This window comes from Actinoplanes sp. NPDC051405, from assembly GCF_055586185.1.
This window is the reverse complement of the sequence record NZ_JBVJIR010000025.1, coordinates 69,518-85,883: the sequence shown is the minus strand read 5'-3', so window position 1 is coordinate 85,883 and position 16,366 is coordinate 69,518. Positions and strand designations below refer to the sequence as shown.

General features: G+C 72.1%; 14 protein-coding genes and 1 pseudogene. 7 read left to right on the top strand and 8 right to left on the bottom strand.

From position 1 onward, the window contains the following. Positions 1–53: 53 nt before the first annotated feature. The gene (locus tag ACZ6S4_RS39770; RefSeq protein WP_465479855.1) at positions 54–692 is read right to left on the bottom strand and encodes a response regulator transcription factor; all 639 of its coding nucleotides are present in this window, start codon (positions 690–692) and stop codon (positions 54–56) included. Beyond that, entirely contained in the window at positions 689–2,746 is a 2,058-nt protein-coding gene (locus ACZ6S4_RS39765) for a sensor histidine kinase (RefSeq protein WP_465479854.1), read from the bottom strand. The genes ACZ6S4_RS39770 and ACZ6S4_RS39765 overlap by 4 nt, the downstream gene beginning before the upstream one ends. A gap of 164 nt (positions 2,747–2,910) precedes the next feature. Here ACZ6S4_RS39765 and ACZ6S4_RS39760 point away from each other — a divergent pair, with 164 nt between their 5' ends. Both ACZ6S4_RS39760 and ACZ6S4_RS39755 read left to right on the top strand, forming a co-directional pair. Further along, positions 2,911–3,633 carry a hypothetical protein gene (locus ACZ6S4_RS39760; protein ID WP_465479853.1) on the top strand — a complete coding sequence of 241 codons (723 nt, stop codon included), beginning with the start codon at positions 2,911–2,913 and terminating at the stop codon, positions 3,631–3,633. 240 nt (positions 3,634–3,873) lie between these two features. Further along, entirely contained in the window at positions 3,874–4,455 is a 582-nt protein-coding gene (locus tag ACZ6S4_RS39755) for a DUF305 domain-containing protein (protein ID WP_465479852.1), read from the top strand. Positions 4,456–4,524: 69 nt separating this feature from the next. Here the strand turns inward: ACZ6S4_RS39755 and ACZ6S4_RS39750 are convergent, their stop codons facing one another. Beyond that, a complete protein-coding gene (locus ACZ6S4_RS39750) occupies positions 4,525–5,925 on the bottom strand; it encodes a DUF1996 domain-containing protein (RefSeq protein WP_465479851.1) in 1,401 nt (466 codons plus the stop codon). Between the two features lie 231 nt (positions 5,926–6,156). On the opposite strand from ACZ6S4_RS39750, the gene ACZ6S4_RS39745 reads away from it, so the two are divergent. Beyond that, complete coding sequence (locus ACZ6S4_RS39745) at positions 6,157–7,215, top strand: LacI family DNA-binding transcriptional regulator (RefSeq protein ID WP_465479850.1); 1,059 nt, start codon at positions 6,157–6,159, stop codon at positions 7,213–7,215. Between the two features lie 86 nt (positions 7,216–7,301). Here ACZ6S4_RS39745 and ACZ6S4_RS39740 read toward each other — a convergent pair whose 3' ends face one another. Both ACZ6S4_RS39740 and ACZ6S4_RS39735 read right to left on the bottom strand, forming a co-directional pair. Continuing rightward, a complete protein-coding gene (locus ACZ6S4_RS39740; RefSeq protein WP_465479849.1) occupies positions 7,302–7,535 on the bottom strand; it encodes a hypothetical protein in 234 nt (77 codons plus the stop codon). Between the two features lie 220 nt (positions 7,536–7,755). Next, positions 7,756–8,856 carry a calcium:cation antiporter gene (locus ACZ6S4_RS39735; protein ID WP_465479848.1) on the bottom strand — a complete coding sequence of 367 codons (1,101 nt, stop codon included), beginning with the start codon at positions 8,854–8,856 and terminating at the stop codon, positions 7,756–7,758. Between the two features lie 106 nt (positions 8,857–8,962). On the opposite strand from ACZ6S4_RS39735, the gene ACZ6S4_RS39730 reads away from it, so the two are divergent. Together ACZ6S4_RS39730 and ACZ6S4_RS39725 are read left to right on the top strand one after the other, a co-directional pair. Continuing rightward, positions 8,963–9,970, top strand: a complete 1,008-nt coding sequence (locus ACZ6S4_RS39730; RefSeq protein WP_465479847.1) for a glutathione S-transferase family protein — start codon at positions 8,963–8,965, stop codon at positions 9,968–9,970. A gap of 31 nt (positions 9,971–10,001) precedes the next feature. Then, entirely contained in the window at positions 10,002–10,802 is an 801-nt protein-coding gene (locus tag ACZ6S4_RS39725; protein ID WP_465479846.1) for an SAM-dependent methyltransferase, read from the top strand. On the opposite strand, the gene ACZ6S4_RS39720 is transcribed toward ACZ6S4_RS39725, so the two are convergent. Continuing rightward, positions 10,799–11,293: a MarR family winged helix-turn-helix transcriptional regulator gene (locus ACZ6S4_RS39720; RefSeq protein ID WP_465479845.1), complete on the bottom strand. Its 495-nt coding sequence runs from the start codon at positions 11,291–11,293 to the stop codon at positions 10,799–10,801. The genes ACZ6S4_RS39725 and ACZ6S4_RS39720 overlap by 4 nt on opposite strands. A 92-nt stretch (positions 11,294–11,385) precedes the next feature. Between ACZ6S4_RS39720 and ACZ6S4_RS39715 the strand changes: the two are divergent. After that, positions 11,386–12,195 (top strand): annotated as a pseudogene (locus ACZ6S4_RS39715) (EamA family transporter); the annotation flags it as partial. A 21-nt stretch (positions 12,196–12,216) separates the two neighbouring features. On the opposite strand, the gene ACZ6S4_RS39710 reads toward ACZ6S4_RS39715, so the two are convergent. Then, the gene (locus ACZ6S4_RS39710; protein WP_465479844.1) at positions 12,217–12,861 is read right to left on the bottom strand and encodes an NAD-dependent epimerase/dehydratase family protein; all 645 of its coding nucleotides are present in this window, start codon (positions 12,859–12,861) and stop codon (positions 12,217–12,219) included. Continuing rightward, a complete protein-coding gene (locus ACZ6S4_RS39705; protein WP_465479843.1) occupies positions 12,858–13,427 on the bottom strand; it encodes a TetR family transcriptional regulator in 570 nt (189 codons plus the stop codon). The genes ACZ6S4_RS39710 and ACZ6S4_RS39705 overlap by 4 nt, the downstream gene beginning before the upstream one ends. Before the next feature lie 70 nt (positions 13,428–13,497). On the opposite strand from ACZ6S4_RS39705, the gene ACZ6S4_RS39700 reads away from it, so the two are divergent. Beyond that, entirely contained in the window at positions 13,498–16,338 is a 2,841-nt protein-coding gene (locus ACZ6S4_RS39700) for an SWIM zinc finger family protein (protein ID WP_465479842.1), read from the top strand. The last annotated feature ends 28 nt before the right edge of the window (positions 16,339–16,366 follow it).

Below are 16,366 nucleotides of genomic sequence, written 5' to 3'. Positions count from 1 at the left end.
GGGCGAACCGTCCCCGCGGCGCCGGGCCGGCCCGGACGGCGGGACGGGATCGGTCACGTGCCCAGGCCGGCGGACCGGGCCTGGATGATCGCCTCGGCCCGGCTGGTCACCTGCAGTTTGGCGAAGATGCTGGTGATGTGGTTGCCCACGGTCGCCGCCGCGAGGCTCAGCCGCGCCGCGATGGCCGCATTGCCCAGGCCGGCCGCGATCAGCGTCAGTACCTCCCGTTCCCGCGGCGTGAGCTGCGGAAAAGCGGTGCGGTCGGCGTGCGGCCGGGACAGGTAGGCCAGCGCTCGGCGGGCGACGCCGGGGCCGAAGATGGCCTCGCCGGCGGCCACCGCGGCGATCGCCCGGATGACGTTGTCCGGGGCGGCGCCCTTGAGGACGTAACCGCGCGCGCCGGCCCGCATGGCGGCGAAGACGGACTCGTCGTCGTCGAACATGGTGAGCATCAGCACCGCCACCCCGGGGGCGACCCGGGCGACTTCCCGGGTCGCGTCGATGCCGTTGAGGCCGGGCATCTGGATGTCCATCACCAGGACGTCGGGGCCGAGCGTCACGGCTGCCCGCACTGCTTCGGCACCGGTGGCGGCCGTGCCGACCAGGTCGTACCCGTCGTGGGCGGACAGCAATGCCCCCAGGCCCTCCCGCACGATGCCGTGGTCGTCGGCGACGACGATGCGCAGGGTCATACCAGCTCTCTTCCCTGGACCGTGGAATCGGCCTGCCGGCCCGCCGCCGGCAGGGGCAGCCGGACGCGGACGCGTCCACCGGTGCGGTCGTGGCGGATCTCGCACTCGCCGCCGAGCTCCGCCGTACGCTCGCGGATCGAGGTGAGTCCGACACCGGGCTGCCAGCTGTCAGCCGCGTTGACGCCGTTGTCGCAGATCTCCAGGCACAACGCGGTGGCCTCGACGTCGAGGCGCACGACGGCGGTCGAGGCGGTCGAGTGGCGTACGACGTTGGTGAGCGCCTCGGTGGCGATGCGGTAGACCGCGACCTCCACGGCGGCGGGCAGTTCCGGCAGCTCGGTGGGTCCGTCGATGCGGACCGAGACCGGGCTGCTGTCGCCGCCGCGGGACAGCACGCTCGCATACTCGTGCAGGGCACCGACGAGGCCCATCCCGTCCAGGGCCGGTGGGCGCAGGTCGTACACCAGGCGCCGGATCTCCTCGATGGCGCCGACGGTCTGGTCGCACACCGTGCCCAGCAGGGTGGTGCTGCGGGCGGGATCGGTGCCGAGCAGCCGGCGGGCGGCGTCGGCGTTAAGGACCACACTGGTCAGCACCGGGCCGAGCCCGTCGTGCAGGTCCCGGCGGATCCGGCGGCGTTCCTCCTCCCGGCCGCTGATCACCCGTTCCCGGGACACGCGCAGTTCGTCGGCCAGCCGGCCCGCCTCGACCGCCACCGCGAGCGGTGCGGCCAGCAGCGTCAGGACCTGTTCGTCGGCGGGGTCCAGCCGGCCCTCGCCGGTGCGCAGCCCGACGACCAGCTCACCGACGGCGACGTCGCCGGACCGCAGGGCGACGGCGTGCCGCCCGGGTGGCAACTCGCCGTGGCCGGTCACCTTGCGGTCGTCGACCATGATCGCCGCGGCCGGGAACCGCATCACCCGGCACAGCGCTTCCAGCACGCCCGCCACGCCGTCGGCCGCGGTGCCGGCCTGGCTCAGGCGCGCGCCGACCGTGGCGATCGCCTGGACCGGATCCCGGCGGGCGCCGTAGAACGCGCGGTGGACCAGGCCCTGCAGCCACACCCGGACCGGGTTGAAGGCGAGCGCCACGGCCAGTGTGGCCAGCACCGGGACGCTCTGCCGGCGCACGACGACGTCGAGCGTCGCGACCAGCGCCAGGTAGCCGCCCACCACCCCGCCGGTCAGCAGCAGGTACAGCACCGAGCGGGACACCACGAGGCGGATGTCGAGCAACTGGTGGCGCAGCACCGCGATGGTGATCGCCAGAGGTACCAGCAGGATCGGCAGGATGCCCAGCAGCAACGTGTCCGTCCGCAGGATCGCCTCGAGGCCGAATGCGGCGAGCATGACGATCATGGCGAACACCAGCCAGAGCAACTGACGCCGGACTGTGTCGCCGCCCCGCCGGTACCGGAGCACCAGCGCGCTCACCGCGCCCAGGTAGCCCGCCGCGATCGGGAGCTGCACGGCGGCGCCCACCCACTCCAGCTGTGGCAGCGCCACGTCCGGGTATCCCCGCGCCCCGACGAGCGCCGGCATGCCCCCGAGCGGGTCGATCACCGCGAGCGCGGTGAACACCACCCCGTTGCCGACGAGCAGCGCGGGCAGCCACCGCCAGCGCCGGCCGGGCAGCCGTCCGTCGGGGAGCAGGGCCAGCGCGAGCGGGACGAACAGAGCCAGCGCCCAGGTCCAGCCGCCGTTCGTGAGCGTGGCCAGCAGCCGCCACGGCACCCCGGTCCAGCCGTTGCTGACCGCCCACGCGAGCACCGCGGTGCCCGTACCGGTGAAGGCCCAGCAGACGCCGCCGACGAGCAGGGACCAGCCGACCGGGTGGCGCGGACGGTGGTGGGCGATGAGCCAGCCGGCCACGGCCAGGGCCAGCCCGATCGCGGCGTTGGAGCCGACCAGCGCCTCGGACAGCCGGTGCCGGCCCAGGCCGGACGCCGTGCCGGCAGCGACCGCGACGACAACCTCGGCGAGCGCCGTCCCGAGCAACGCCGCGGCCAGGGCTCGGCGACGCCGTTCGCCGCTGGTGCCTGCTTCGGTGGTCACCGTCCCATCATCGGAGCCGGCGCCCCCATCCCGATAGGGGCCGTACCCCCAGGACAGCCGGGAAAGTCCCCCGGCCCCGGCGGGGGAGATGAACCTGCCGGCCAGGGCCGGGCACATCGCACGCTGAGCCGGACCACCATCTGACCGAACCTGAGGAGCTCCTCATGACCACCACCGATGCGGCGTCGCCGGCGCCTACCATCGCCTCCACCCGTCAGGTACGCGATGTCCGCGGTTTCTGGCGCGTCCTGCTCGCCGTCATCGCGCCACTGCCCATGCTGTTCATGGGCTTGTTCCACATCCTGAACCCGGTGGACGGCGGCGAGAGCTTCACCGGGACCGTCACCGCCTTCACGGGCAGCCAGGACCGGCTGGAACTGCTGGAGTGGCTCGGTGCGCCGTTCCTCATGCTGCTGGTGCCCGCCACGTTCGCGGTCGCCTGGGTCAGCCGGCGCCGCACCCCTCGGCTCACCACCGTGGGGGCACTGCTCGCCGTGGGCGGCGTCAGTGCCGGCTTCGGACTGCTTCCCGGCGCGGTGCACCCCGCGTACCTCACCGTCCGGGACGGGCTCGACGTCGCCACCGTGGACAAGCTCTCCACCGCCACGTCCGAGCACCCATTGCAGCTCATCGGCGGGTTGCTCTTCATCCTGGGGATCACCGTCGGGCTGCTGCTGCTGGGCATCGCCCTGTGGCGCAGCCGCGTCGCCCCGGCGTGGATGGGCATCGCCCTCGCGGTGGGTGGAGCGACGCACCCGTTCATGCCCGGTCATGTGGCCGCCGGGATCGGCCTGATCGTCGCCGCCGTGGGCTTCGCCGGCGCGAGCGTCGCCCTGCTGCGGTCCCGGAACGACGACTTCGACCTGCCGCCCGTACGGATCAGCTGACCGGGGTGGAGGCCCCTGCGCGCCACAGCCTCAGTGGCACCGTGGCGCGCAGGGGAATTCTGTGATCCGGTCGCTCCGGGAGAGCGTTTTCCGGACTGAGTTGATTGTTGCCCCGGTGTTGCGGCACGTCAATATCTTGTGGTTCCGGAACCGAGCCGCATTGGTATTCGGGATGGCGATATTGACAGGGCCCGCACCGCCGCAGAGACTGAGATGCTTCCTTTGTGAATGGAGTTTTTTGTGAGCATCGCGCTGCGGGCTGTAGCGGGCAGCTGCCTACTGACCCTGCTGCTCGGTGCCGGTGCTTGTGACTCCGGGACGTCCACCACAGCCGCGCCGCCGGTCGCCAGTTCGTCGGCCGCCGGTTTCTTCGGCGGCACCGATCTGGCCTGGGTCGAGATCACCATCGCCATGAACGAGGAGTTGCTGCCGCTGCTGGACCTGGCTCCCACGCACGCCTCGGATCCGGGCCTGCGGTCCCTCGCGGCCAAGGTCAGGACCACCCATGAGCAGGAGCTTAGCACTCTGCGAAGCCTGCACGACGAGGCCAGGCTGCCCGCCGAGAATCCGCACAAGGGCATGCCGATGCCCGGCATGGTGACCCCCGAGCAGGTCGCTCAGGCCGCGGCCGCCCAGGGTGCCGCCTTCGACAAGCTGCTCGCCCAGCACCTCAAAGCGCATCTCGAGCAGGGCGTCAAGCTCGCCGAGAGCGAGGGGAAAGCCGGCCTCGAGCCGCGGACCAAGGACCTCGCCGCCCAGGTGCTCGCCGGACGCCGCCAATTTCTCGCGCAGCTGCCGGCGACAAAATCCAGCGGGAAATAATTGTTATTCCGACGCCACGAAATGGTCCGGGCGTCCGACCAGCGGCACCCGGACCATTTCGCGTGACTGTTACGGCAGGACGTAGTTCGCGTTCAGGGCTGCGCCCCGTTCCGGCTTGTACTGGTCGAAACCGCGCGGGTCGCACTGCAGCCCACCGTTGATGCAGTGGGTCACCAGGGCGTTCAGGGTCCGCGCGTCCCAGGCGTTGTAGAAGTCGTAGTGGAACGAGTACGCCCGCCCGCTCGCCAGCCGCACGTTCGTCATGTTGCCGCTCACCGGGAACGCCATCTTGAACTCGACCATCGGCACGGCCACCGGGTGGCTGGCCGGGCACACGCCGACCGTCGGGTACGCCATGTGGCTCTTGTGGTCCGGCGTGTCCAGGTGGATGCCGTCCCAGCAGCTCGGCGCCTGGTACCGGATGTTCAGCTGGGTGCCGGCCGGGCAGTTCGCCGGGAAGTCCCAGTTGCGCACGCTGTCGCCGCACTCCCAGCCCTCGACCGCACCCGGCGCGTTCCTGAACTCGTCGAGGGTCGCCGACGGACTGCCGACCACGTACCGCAGGCCCGGCGGGGACGGGCGCACGCTGCGGTAGTCGATCACGCCGCTCTTGTAGTAGATGACCTGGCGGCCCACCGGCTGCACGGCCGTGTCGCCGTTGAGCAGCGTCGGCATCCAGTAGCCGGTCTTGTCACCGGGCGTGATGCAGGAGGTGCCGCCGGCGTTGAGGCTGGCCAGGGTCGTGGCCGCGTTCGTGGTGGTGTTGCCCATGAACGTGTGCGAGTGCGAGGCGCCCGGCATGTTGGGGAAGACGATCGGGTCGTCCGGCAGGTTGGAGCGGCTCACCGAGCAGTTCGCCTGGAACTCGTGGTGGGTCGTGGGCGGGTTGGTCGCCGGGGGCGTCGCCGTCGACGGGGTCACCCCGGTCACGGGCGGGTTCGCCAGGACGTAGCCGTCGCCGGCCGGGGGTGTGCTGCTGCTCGTGCCGTACACCTTGAACTCGTACAGCGAGTAGCCGTAGCCGGTGCCGCGCTGGGTGCCGTACATGCGCACGTACCGGCCGCTGCCGTTGACCGTCAAGGTCTGGCTGCCGCCGGCAGCCGTCGTGGTGCTGTAGATGGTGGTCCAGGCGTTGCCGTCCGGCGAGGTCTGGATCTGGTACGCCTTCGCGTACGCCGCCTCCCACTGCAGGACGACCTGGGTGACCGTGGCGGTGCTGCCCAGGTCGACGCGCAACCACTGAGGATCCGCCCACTGGCTGCCCCACCGGGTGTCCGTACGGCCGTCGACCGCGGCCGCCGCGGGCGACTCACCGTTCTCCAGCGACGACGCGAGCGCCGGTTTTCCCTGCGACAGCAGAGTGTCGGCGGCCTGCGCCGATTGCACTCCCGCCACCAGCAGCGATCCCGCCACGGCGGCGACACCGAGCGGCGCGACGAGCCGTCTGAGCCGGCTTCTTGCTGTTCTCATGAGTTCTCCCACGGGGGTGAGGACGGATGGCACCACGGCCGGACGTGCGGGGATCGGCCGACATAACTTGGAGAGCGCTTTCCGAAGTGTTACGCCGAGGTTGCGCGTACGTCAATATGCCCCGGTGGTTCCGGAACCGGAGCGCCCCGGAGCGGGCTCGGAAGGGCAGGTCGGAGAGCGCTCTCCATCATGTGCTATAAAAACTGTTATGCAGACCCGGAGCCTCACCCCATGACCGCCGGCACCCGGCGGTTGCCCGTCGGCGAGCGGTTGCCGACGCTGGAGGACGTGGCCCGGGTCGCCGGCGTCTCCCGGGCGACCGCCTCCCGAGTGATCAACGGCGTCCGCAACGTGGACCCGCAGCTGCACGAGATGGTGTGGAACGCGGTCGGCCAGACCGGCTACGTGCCCAACCGGCTGGCCCGCTCGCTGGTCACCCGGCGCACCGGCACGGTGGCCCTGGTCGTGTCCGACTCGGAGTCGCACGACGACGACCCGTTCATGGGCCGCTTCTTCGCCGACCCGTACTTCGGCCGGGTCGTCGGCGGACTGATGAGCGTGCTGCGCGCGGCCGGCATCCAGCTGGCGCTGCAGATCGTCGGCACCGAGGAGCAGCGCACCCGGCTGGTCGGCGACCTGCGCCACGGCCAGGCCGACGGCGTGATAGTGCTGTCGCTGCCGGGCCACGATCCACTGCCGCGCATGCTCACCGACGCCGGCGTGCCCGCGGTGATGATCGGCCGCCCGGCCGACCCGGTGCCGATCAACTACGTGGACCTGGCCAACGACACCGGCGCGTCACTGGCCGCCGACCACCTCGTCGGCCGCGGCTGCCAGCTGGTGGCGATGATCTCCGGCCCGGCGGACGTGCCGGCCAGCAACGACCGGATCACCGGCTTCCGCCGCTCGATGGCCCGGCACGGGCACGCCTGGGTGCCGCTGGCCTCGGGCAACTTCACCCAGGAGAGCGGCGAGCAGGCGATGCGCACCCTGCTGGCCGAGCACCCGCAGGTGGACGGCGTCTTCGTGGCCAACGACCTGATGGCGCTCGGCGCCCTGCTGGCTTTGCGCGACGCCGGCCGCCGCGTGCCGGAAGACGTGGCGATGGTCGGCTTCGACGACAGCAGCGCGGCGGTGGCGGCGAGCCCGGCCCTGACCACGGTGCGGCATCCGCTGGAGGACATGGCCGCGGAAAGCGCCCGCCTGCTGATGGCCCGCATCGAAGACCCGACCATGCGCATCTCATCGGTGATCTACGAGCCGACGCTGGTGCTGCGCCAGTCGGCCTGAAGCGGTGCGTCCCGCCGCCACGGGGGCGCGGCGGGACGCACCCACCGACACTCACGTCACGGCGTCCTGCGGGAAGGGCCTGACAGTCAACTGTCGAGAAGGATCTGGCGAATCCGCTCGCGGCTGTAACCGGTGGCCGCCACGATGTCCACCTGGCGCATCCCCGCCCGGTCAGCGGCGCGGATCTCCTCGACCAGGTCGGCGCGCGCCTGGTCCACCTTCTCCCGGGCCTCCCGGATGATCTGGGCAGCCCGCTCCTGGGCACGCGGCACCCCGGCCTCCGCCGTGCGGAGCTTCCGTACCGCCGCCTCAAGAGTCACGAGTGCATCGTCCCTGGTCGGCAGGTAGGCCAAGTGGCATATCCAATCAGTTGGCCAAATAAATGGCTTGATGTTTGGCCCAATACAAGGTTTTGTATTTGGCATGCGGCAGACAGGTGAGCGGTCCGCCGACCGAGCTGGTCAGCCGTACGGCACAGAAAGGCCCCGCACAAATCACCGTGCGGGGCCTCGTCGTTCCATCAGCCGATGGCCGGGCCGGCTACGGGCTGGCGGCCAGGAAAAGGAACGCCGCGAGCAGTCCCAAGTGGATGCCGCCCTGCAACACGTTGGCCCGGCCCGGGACCACGGTCAGCGTGCCGACCACCACCGTCAGCGCCAGCAGCACCATCTGCGTGCCGCCCAGGCCGAGCAGCAGCGGACCCTCCAGCCAGATCATCGCGATGGCGATCGCCGGGATGGTCAGGCCGATGCTCGCCATCGCCGATCCCAGGGCGAGATTGAGGCTGGTCTGCATGCGGTCACGCGCTGCCGCCCGTACCGCTGCAATGGTCTCCGGCAGCAGCACCAGCAACGCGATCACCACGCCGACCACCGCCTGCGGCATGCCGGCCGCGGCCACCGCCGACTCGATCGACGGGGAGACGCCCTTGGCCAGGCCGACGACCGCGACCAGCGCGACCAGCAGCAGGCCCACGCTGGTCAGCGCCGCCCGGCGGGTCGGCGGTTCGAGGTGGTCCTCTTCCTTGATGACCTCGCCGGCCGTCGTGATCGGCAGGAAGTAGTCGCGGTGCCGGTGCGTCTGGACCAGCACGAACAGCAGGTAGAGCGCGAGCGAGGCCACCGCGGCGAAGCCGAGCTGGGCCGGGGAGAACTGCGGGCCCGGGCGGCTGGTCGTGAAGCTGGGCAGCACCAGGCTCAGGGTGGCGATCATCGCCACCGCGGCCAGGGCGCCTCCGGTGCCCTCGGAGTGGAAGACCGCCACCCGCCGGCGGATCGCCCCGACCAGCAGGGACAGGCCGAGGATGCCGTTGACGGTGATCATCACGGCCGCGAACACCGTGTCGCGGGCCAGGGCCTGCGCCTTTTCGCCGCCGCTGATCATCAGGGTGACGATGAGGGCGACCTCGATGATGGTCACGGCCACGGCCAGCACCAGCGAGCCGAACGGCTCGCCGACCTTGTGGGCGACCACCTCCGCGTGATGCACCGCGGCCAGCACGGCCCCCGCCAGCAGCAGACCGCTGATGATCACGGCCGGCGGCGGCAGGTCGCGGCCCCACGTCAGGATGAGGGCGGCGACGGCGAGGACCGGGACCCAGGCCGTCCAGCGGGCGAGGTAACTCGTGATCTTCGCATTCATCTGTCAACCCTGCCAGAAAACCGGCTCCCCCGCCCTGCGACCAGCGTCTCCCCGGAAATTGACGCGTTGACGTTGGCGCACCCCGCTGCCGGGGCACGATAGCTTCATGGCCTACGTCAACCCGTCCGGTGAGTTCTCCCGCGACCAGCGTTACATCGCCACCCGGATCACGGCCGACGGCCGCGACGGCTATCCCGCCGAGCCCGGCCGCTACCGGCTCGTGGTCAGCCGCGCCTGCCCGTGGGCCAACCGAGCGATCATCGTACGGCGGCTGCTCGGGCTCGAGGACGTGCTGAGTATGGGCATCGCCGGCCCGACGCACGACGAGCGCAGCTGGACCTTCGACCTCGACCCCGGCGGCCGGGACCCGGTGCTCGGCATCGAACGTCTGCAGGAGGCCTTCCTCGCCCGGTTCCCCGACTACGACAAGGGCATCACCGTCCCGGCGATCGTGGACGTGCCGACCGGGCAGGTGGTCACCAACGACTTCGCGCAGATCACCGTCGACCTGAGCCTGGAGTGGAAGAAGTACCACCGCGAGGGCGCCCCCGAGCTGTATCCCGAGCACCTGCGCGAAGAGATCGACAAGGTGAACAAGTTCGTCTTCGCCGACGTCAACAACGGCGTCTACCGCGCGGGTTTCGCCGGCACCCAGGAGGCCTACGAGAAGGCGTACCACCGGCTCTTCGACCGTCTCGACAAGCTCTCCGAGCTGCTGTCCGGCCGGCGCTACCTGGCCGGGGACACGATCACCGAGGCCGACGTGCGGCTGTTCACCACGCTGGTGCGCTTCGACCCGGTCTACCACGGTCACTTCAAGTGCAACCGGCAGAAGCTCACCGAGATGCCAGTGCTGTGGGCGTACGCGCGGGATCTGTTCCAGACGCCGGGCTTCGGGGACACGATCGACTTCGTGCACATCAAGCAGCACTACTACGAGGTGCACCGCGACATTAACCCGACCGGGATCGTGCCGGCGGGCCCTGACCTGGGCAACTGGCTCACCGAGCACGGGCGCGAGGCACTCGGCGGCCGGCCGTTCGGCGACGGCACCCCGCCTCCGCCGCCCAAGGAGGCGGAGGTCGTCCCCACCGCGCACGGAGCCGCCGCATAGGATCTCCTCCGGTGTCCATCCTGGAGGTCCCGTGAGCGACCAGATCGACAGCACGACCGCGCAGCCCGCCCGCCGGTACAACTACTGGCTCGGCGGCAAGGACAACTTCGCGGTCGACCGGGCCTCCGGCGACGAGATCCTCAAGACCTTCCCGACGGCCCGGCTGGCCGCGCTGGAGAACCGCCGCTTCCTGCAGCGGGCCACTCGCTACCTGGCCGCGGAGGCCGGCATCCGGCAGTTCCTGGACATCGGCACGGGCCTGCCCACGGCGGACAACACCCACGAGGTGGCGCAGCGCATCGCGCCGGAGAGCCGGGTCGTCTACGTCGACAACGACCCGATGGTGATGGTGCACGCCCGGGCGCTGCTGACCAGCACGCCCGAGGGCCGCACCACCTACATCGAGGCCGACCTGCGGTCGCCCGAGCAGATCCTGGCCGACCCCGACCTGCGGGCGACCCTCGACCTGGGCGAGCCGGTCGCGCTGATGCTGGTCGCGGTGCTGCACTTCGTCCAGGGGTACGGCGCCGGCCGGCCGATCGTCCGCACGTTGATGGACGCGCTGCCCAGCGGCAGTTTCCTCGTGGTGACCAACGCGACGAAGGACCCGTTGCCCGCGAAGATGGCGGCGGACTACGACGCGGCACTGGCGGCCGGTGTCACCAACATCTGGCCCCGGGACCGCGCCGAGTTCACCGACCTGTTCAGCGGGCTGGAGCTGGTCGAGCCGGGCGTCACCCCGGTCAGCGAGTGGCGCGCGGAGTCCGAGCCGGAGCCCCGCCCGAACCCGGCCCACATCGCCATGTACGGCGGGGTCGGGCGCAAGCCCTAACCTTCGTGCGGCTCCAGCGCGGCTCTGAGCAGGTCGGCCAGAAGGCGCTGGTCGGCCGGTGACAGATGGCTCAGCAGGCTCTGCTGCCGGGCCAGGCCGGCGGCCACGGCCCGGTCGACGACGTCGATGCCCTTCGGCGTCAGCCTGACCAGCACGCCGCGCCGATCCGAGGGTGACGGGCGGCGTTCGGCCAGACCGGCCTTCTCCAGCCGGTCCAGCCGCGCGGTGGTGCCGCCGGTGCTGAGCATCATCGAGGCGGCCAGGGCCCCCGGCGACAGCTCGTACGGCTCCCCCGACCGGCGCAGCGTCGCGAGCACGTCGAATTCCGCGCGGCCGATGCCGAAGTCCGCGTACGCCCGTTCACCCTCGTCGCCGGCGATCCGGGCCAGCCGGTAAATCCGGCCGAACACCGCCATCGCCGTCGTGTCCAGGTCAGGGCGCTCGCGGTGCCATTGCTCGGTGATCCGGTCGACGCCGTCGGTGTGTGCCACGACCCCATTCTCTCGATGTCGAGCTTCTTGACAAGAAGGCAATCACGGATAAGTCTCTTGATGTCGAGATACTTTGCGTCGAGGGAGTCCGGATGCGCCCGCCGGTTCTGCTGGTCACCGCCCTGACCCCGGTCGTCTGGGGCACCACGTACGCCGTCACCACCGAGTTCCTGCCGCCCGGACGGCCCCTGCTAGCCGCCGCGCTGCGCGCCTTGCCCGCCGGGTTGCTGCTGGTCGCCCTGACCCGTCGGCTGCCGCGCGGCGACTGGTGGTGGCGCTCGGCGGTGCTCGGGACGCTCAACATCGGCGTGTTCTTCGCCCTGCTGTTCGTCAGCGCGTACCGGCTGCCCGGCGGGATGGCGGCAGTGCTCGGCGCGGCGCAACCACTGCTGGTCGCGGCGCTGACCGTGCTGCTGCTGACCGAGCGGGTCGCGCTGCGGACGGTCCTGGCCGCGGTCGTCGGCGCGGGCGGGGTCGCGCTCGCCGTGCTGACCGCCGAGGCCCGGCTCGACCCGATCGGGCTGCTGGCCGGGCTGGCCGGGACGGCGTCGATGGCGCTCGGCCTGGTGCTGACCAAGCGCTGGGGACGCCCGGACGCCTCGCTGCTCACGACCACGGGCTGGCAGCTCACCGCCGGCGGACTGCTGCTCACTCCACTGGCGCTCGGCGTCGAGGGACTGCCGACGACGCTCACCGGCGTGAACGTCGCCGGGTACGCGTACCTGTCGCTGGTCGGCACCGCGCTGGCGTACACGATCTGGTTCCGCGGGCTGGACCGCCTGCCCGCGGCCCGGGTCTCGCTGCTCGCGCTGCTCTCGCCGGTGGTGGCGACCGCCGTCGGGTGGGCCGCCCTGGGTCAGGGGCTCACGCCGGTGCAGGTGCTGGGCATGCTGCTCGCCTTCGGCGCGGTGCTGGCCGGGACGTCAGCGCAGGTCCGCGTTCTCCACGATGCGGGTGGCGAAACCGGTGCGCGCGGCCCGGAGCATCGCCTGGCCGAGGCGGTCGGTGCTGGTCACGTACTTCGGCGCGACCTTGAACAGCAACGGGATCAGCGGCGCGGTGAGCGCGTAGGTCACCCGGTAGATGCCGGTCTTCGAGGTGGCGCCGTGGGTCGGCTGGATGAAACCGGGGCGGAAGCCGTACCCGTTCGGGAAGGTCTTGATGACCTCGACCTCCGTCCGGGCCTTGACCCGCGCCCACATCTGCCGGCCGTCGGGCTTGGTCCCCGCGCCTGACACGTAGACGAAAGTCATCTCGGGATTGAGCCCGGCAAGCATGTGCGCGGCCGCGACCGGATAGTCGTACGAGATCTTCGTGTACGCCGCCTCGTCGAGCCCGACCGAGGAGACGCCGAGGCAGTAGAAGCAGGCGTCGTAGCCGCGCAGCTCGTCCTCGATCGGCGTCAGCTCGGCAAAGTCGGCCAGGGTGACCTCGCGCAGCTTGGGGTGCCGCACCCCGGTGGGCCGGCGCCCGACGGACAGCACCTGCTCGACGTCGGCGGCCAGCAGGCTCTCGCGCAGCGCGCCCTGACCGACCATGCCGGTCGCGCCGAAGATGATGACCTTCATGTGGTGTCCTTCGCGGTGAGGATCCGGACGCTCTCGACAACCGTCCGGCGGCGTGCGGCGAGCCCGTCGGGCCCCGCGGTGTGGGTCAGGGCCAGATCCGGCGAGCCGAGCACGGACAGGCCGGTGACCAGCGCCAGGAGCTCCTCCGGCGGGAAGCGGTCGCTGATCCGGCCGGCCCGCTGCGCGGCCGCGATGGCGGCGACCTTCTGCTGGTCGGCCGCGACGACGGCGGCCGGCATGGTCGCGCTGCCGCGCTCCAGGGAGTGCCACAGGGCCAGGCGCAACGCGTACGGCTGCTGCTGGATCCGGTCGAACAGCCGGGCCGCGTAGCCGGGCAGGTCGTCCGGGTCGATCGGCACGTCCTCGACGGTGTCCACCACCAGGGCGTGGAACACGGCGTCGAACAGGTCCTCCTTGTTGCCGAAGTAGGAGTAGATCAGCGCCTTGTTGGCCATGGCGGCGGCCGCGATCCGGTCGACCCGGGCGCCGGCGATGCCCCGCTCGGCGAACTCGGTCGCCGCGGCCTCCAGCAGCCGCCTCCGGGTGTCCTCAGCATCGCGGACCATGCCGGCCAGCCTAGCTGACTAACTAGTTAGTTGGACGCATTTTGTCGTACCGGGCTTCTAGAGTGCGACAGTGCCCGTTGAACGCTGGACTGCCGCCCAAGTCACCGCGCTCGCCCCCGACGCGAGCTCGCTGAAGGGTGCGCGCGGGGTGAGCAGCGCCGCCAAGTGGCAGCAGACCGGGCTGCTCGGCGAGTCGCTGTGGGGGCTCTGCCGAGGCAGCGGCCGGCAGCCCTACCAGGTTGGCGTCGACCTGGCGGGCCCGGCCTACAAGTGCTCCTGCCCGAGCCGGAAGTTCCCGTGCAAGCACGCGCTGGGGCTGCTGCTGCTCTGGGCCGAGGGCGGCGGGATCGAGCCGGCCACCACGGCACCGGCCTTCGTGACGGAATGGCTCGCGGGCCGGGCGGCGCGGGCCGCACCCCGGCAGCCCGGGCCGGTGGACCCGGAAGGTGCCCGCAAGCGCGGGCAGCAACGCGCCGAGCGGGTCGCGGCGGGCATGGCCGAGCTGCGGCGATGGCTGGACGACCAGGTGCAGCAGGGGCTGGCCGGGGCGCAACAGGCGGGGCGCCAGCCGTACGAGACGATGGCCGCTCGCCTCGTGGACGCGCAGGCCCCCACGGTGGCCTCGGCGGTCCGGCGCCTCGGTGGCGCGGCGGGCATCGGCCCGCAGTGGGCCGACCGGCTGCTCGGCGGCCTCGCGATGATCCGCCTGCTGGTCGCCGGTCACGAACGCCTCGACACCCTGCCGCCCGCCCTGGCCGCGACGGTCCGGTCCCGGATCGGCTTCCCGGTCAGCCAGGAGGACGTGCTCGCGACGACGCCGGTCCGTGACCACTGGCAGATCCTGGGCCAGGTCGACAGCGACGAGGGCGCGATCACCACCCGGCGCACCTGGCTGCTGGGGGCCACGACCGGACGATTCGCGCTGGTCCTGTCGTTCGCCGCGCCGGGCCAGTCCTTGTCCGCCGAGCTCGTGCCGGGCAGCGTCGTCGATGCGGCACTGTGCTTCTATCCCGGAGCCGCGCCGCTGCGCGCGCTCGTGCGGGAGCAGTTCGGCCCGCCACGGCCATTGACCGCACCGGCCGGCGCGGTCGGGTTGCGAACCGCCCTGGCCGGCTGGGCGACCACGGTCGCGGCCGAGCCGTGGCGATCGGACGCGCCGATGCTGATCGGCGGCGTCGCGCCCAGCGCCGACGGGTTCCTCACCGACACCGCGGGCGAGTCGTTGCCGCTGGCGCCCGGCCATCGGGAGCCCTGGTGGTTGCTGGCGGCGGCCGGTGGCGCACCGGCCACCGTCGCGGGGGAATGGTCGCCCGCGGGGCTGCGACCGCTCGCCGCCTGGGTCCACGGCCGCCACGTGCCGGCCGCAGCACCGGCCCCCGGCCCCGCGACAGCACGCCGGCCCGAGCTGCCGGCCGACCTGCTGGCGGCGGCGCTGGTGGGGACGGCCCGGCGACCGTGGGCTTCGCCGACGGTCCACATCGGTGACCGCGAGCTGCACACCGGAGAATCCTCGCTATTGGAGGCGGCGGCGACCGCCCTGACATACCGACGGGCCGGCGTCACCCCGGAGTCCGGGCATGCGCCGGTCGAGCCCGCGCCGGCGGAGGTCGATGCGCCGTTCCCCGAGGCCGCGGCGGCTCGGCTGATCCGCTTGCTCACCGACGGCGCGGCGCCCGGCGGCGCTCAGCAGGTGCAGGAACTGCTGGCCCAGTGGCTCGCGGCAGCCGCCGCGCACGGCGGGCACGTGCCGCCCGAGACGCTGCCGGCGCTGCTGGATGCGGGCCGGCGCAACGCGGCCATCCGGCCCGCGCTCGGCAAGGTGGCGGGCAATCGTGGCACCTGGCTGGCGGGGATGCGGCCCGACTGGCGGTGGCTGCGCGACGAGGCTCCCGCGGCCGGGGTGCCCAGCGATCCGGAGGTCTGGGAGACCGGCACGGCGGGCGAACGGCTCGCGTACCTGTCGCGGCTGCGCGCCACCGATCCCGCCGCCGCGCTCGCACTGTTGCAGAGCACCTGGCCGACGGAGGCGCCCGACGACCGTGCCCGCTTCGTGGCCGCTCTCGACACCGGTCTGTCCCTGGCCGACGACGCCTTCCTGGAGCAGGCGCTCGACGACCGCCGCAAGGAGGTCCGGGAGACCGCCCTCGATCTGCTGCAACGACTCCCCGGATCAGCGCTGGCCCGCCGGATGACGGTGCGGGCGCACGAGGCGGTGCGCTGGGAAGGCCGGCTCGTCGTCACCCCGCCCGCGGAGCTGACGCCGGAGCTGCGGCGCGACGGCGTGGCGGCACAGCCCGCGCGCGGCACGGGAGTGCAGGCCTGGCTGCTGGAGGAGATCATCGCCGGCACGCCGCTGAGCACCTGGACCGCCGCCTTCGACCGCGGCCCCGCCGCGGCCGTGGCGCTGGCCCGCGGCCACGACTGGGAGACGCCGCTGCTGCACGGCTGGGCCAAGGCCGCCATCGTCCAGGCCGAGTCCGAGTGGGCCACGGCGCTCGTCTTCAACGACACCGGTGAAGGCGCGGCCAAGCTGCGCGAGGCGGTGCGATGGGATCTGCACCTGCTGCTGCCACCCGCCGACCTGGCCCGGATCGCCGCCGACTTCCTGCGCCGCGAGGACCACCTCGCCCACCGGCTGCTCGCGGTGCACCCGGGCGAATGGCCGGAGGAACTGGCGGTCGCGGTGGTGGAGACGATCGCCCACCGCGCGCGGACGGACAAGCACAGCTGGCAGCTGGCGGAGCTGTGCCGGGCGGCTGCACTGGCCATGCCACCCCGGTATGCGGGGCCGGTGGCGCGGCTGGCCGAGGAGCTCGATCAGCAGCAGGGCGACGTGTCCCGGGTCCGGCCGGTGGCCGACCTGGCCCGGACCCTCGACTTCCGCTACGAGATGCTGCAGGAGCTGCGCTGACCGGCCCATCTTGTCCGGCCCATCTTGT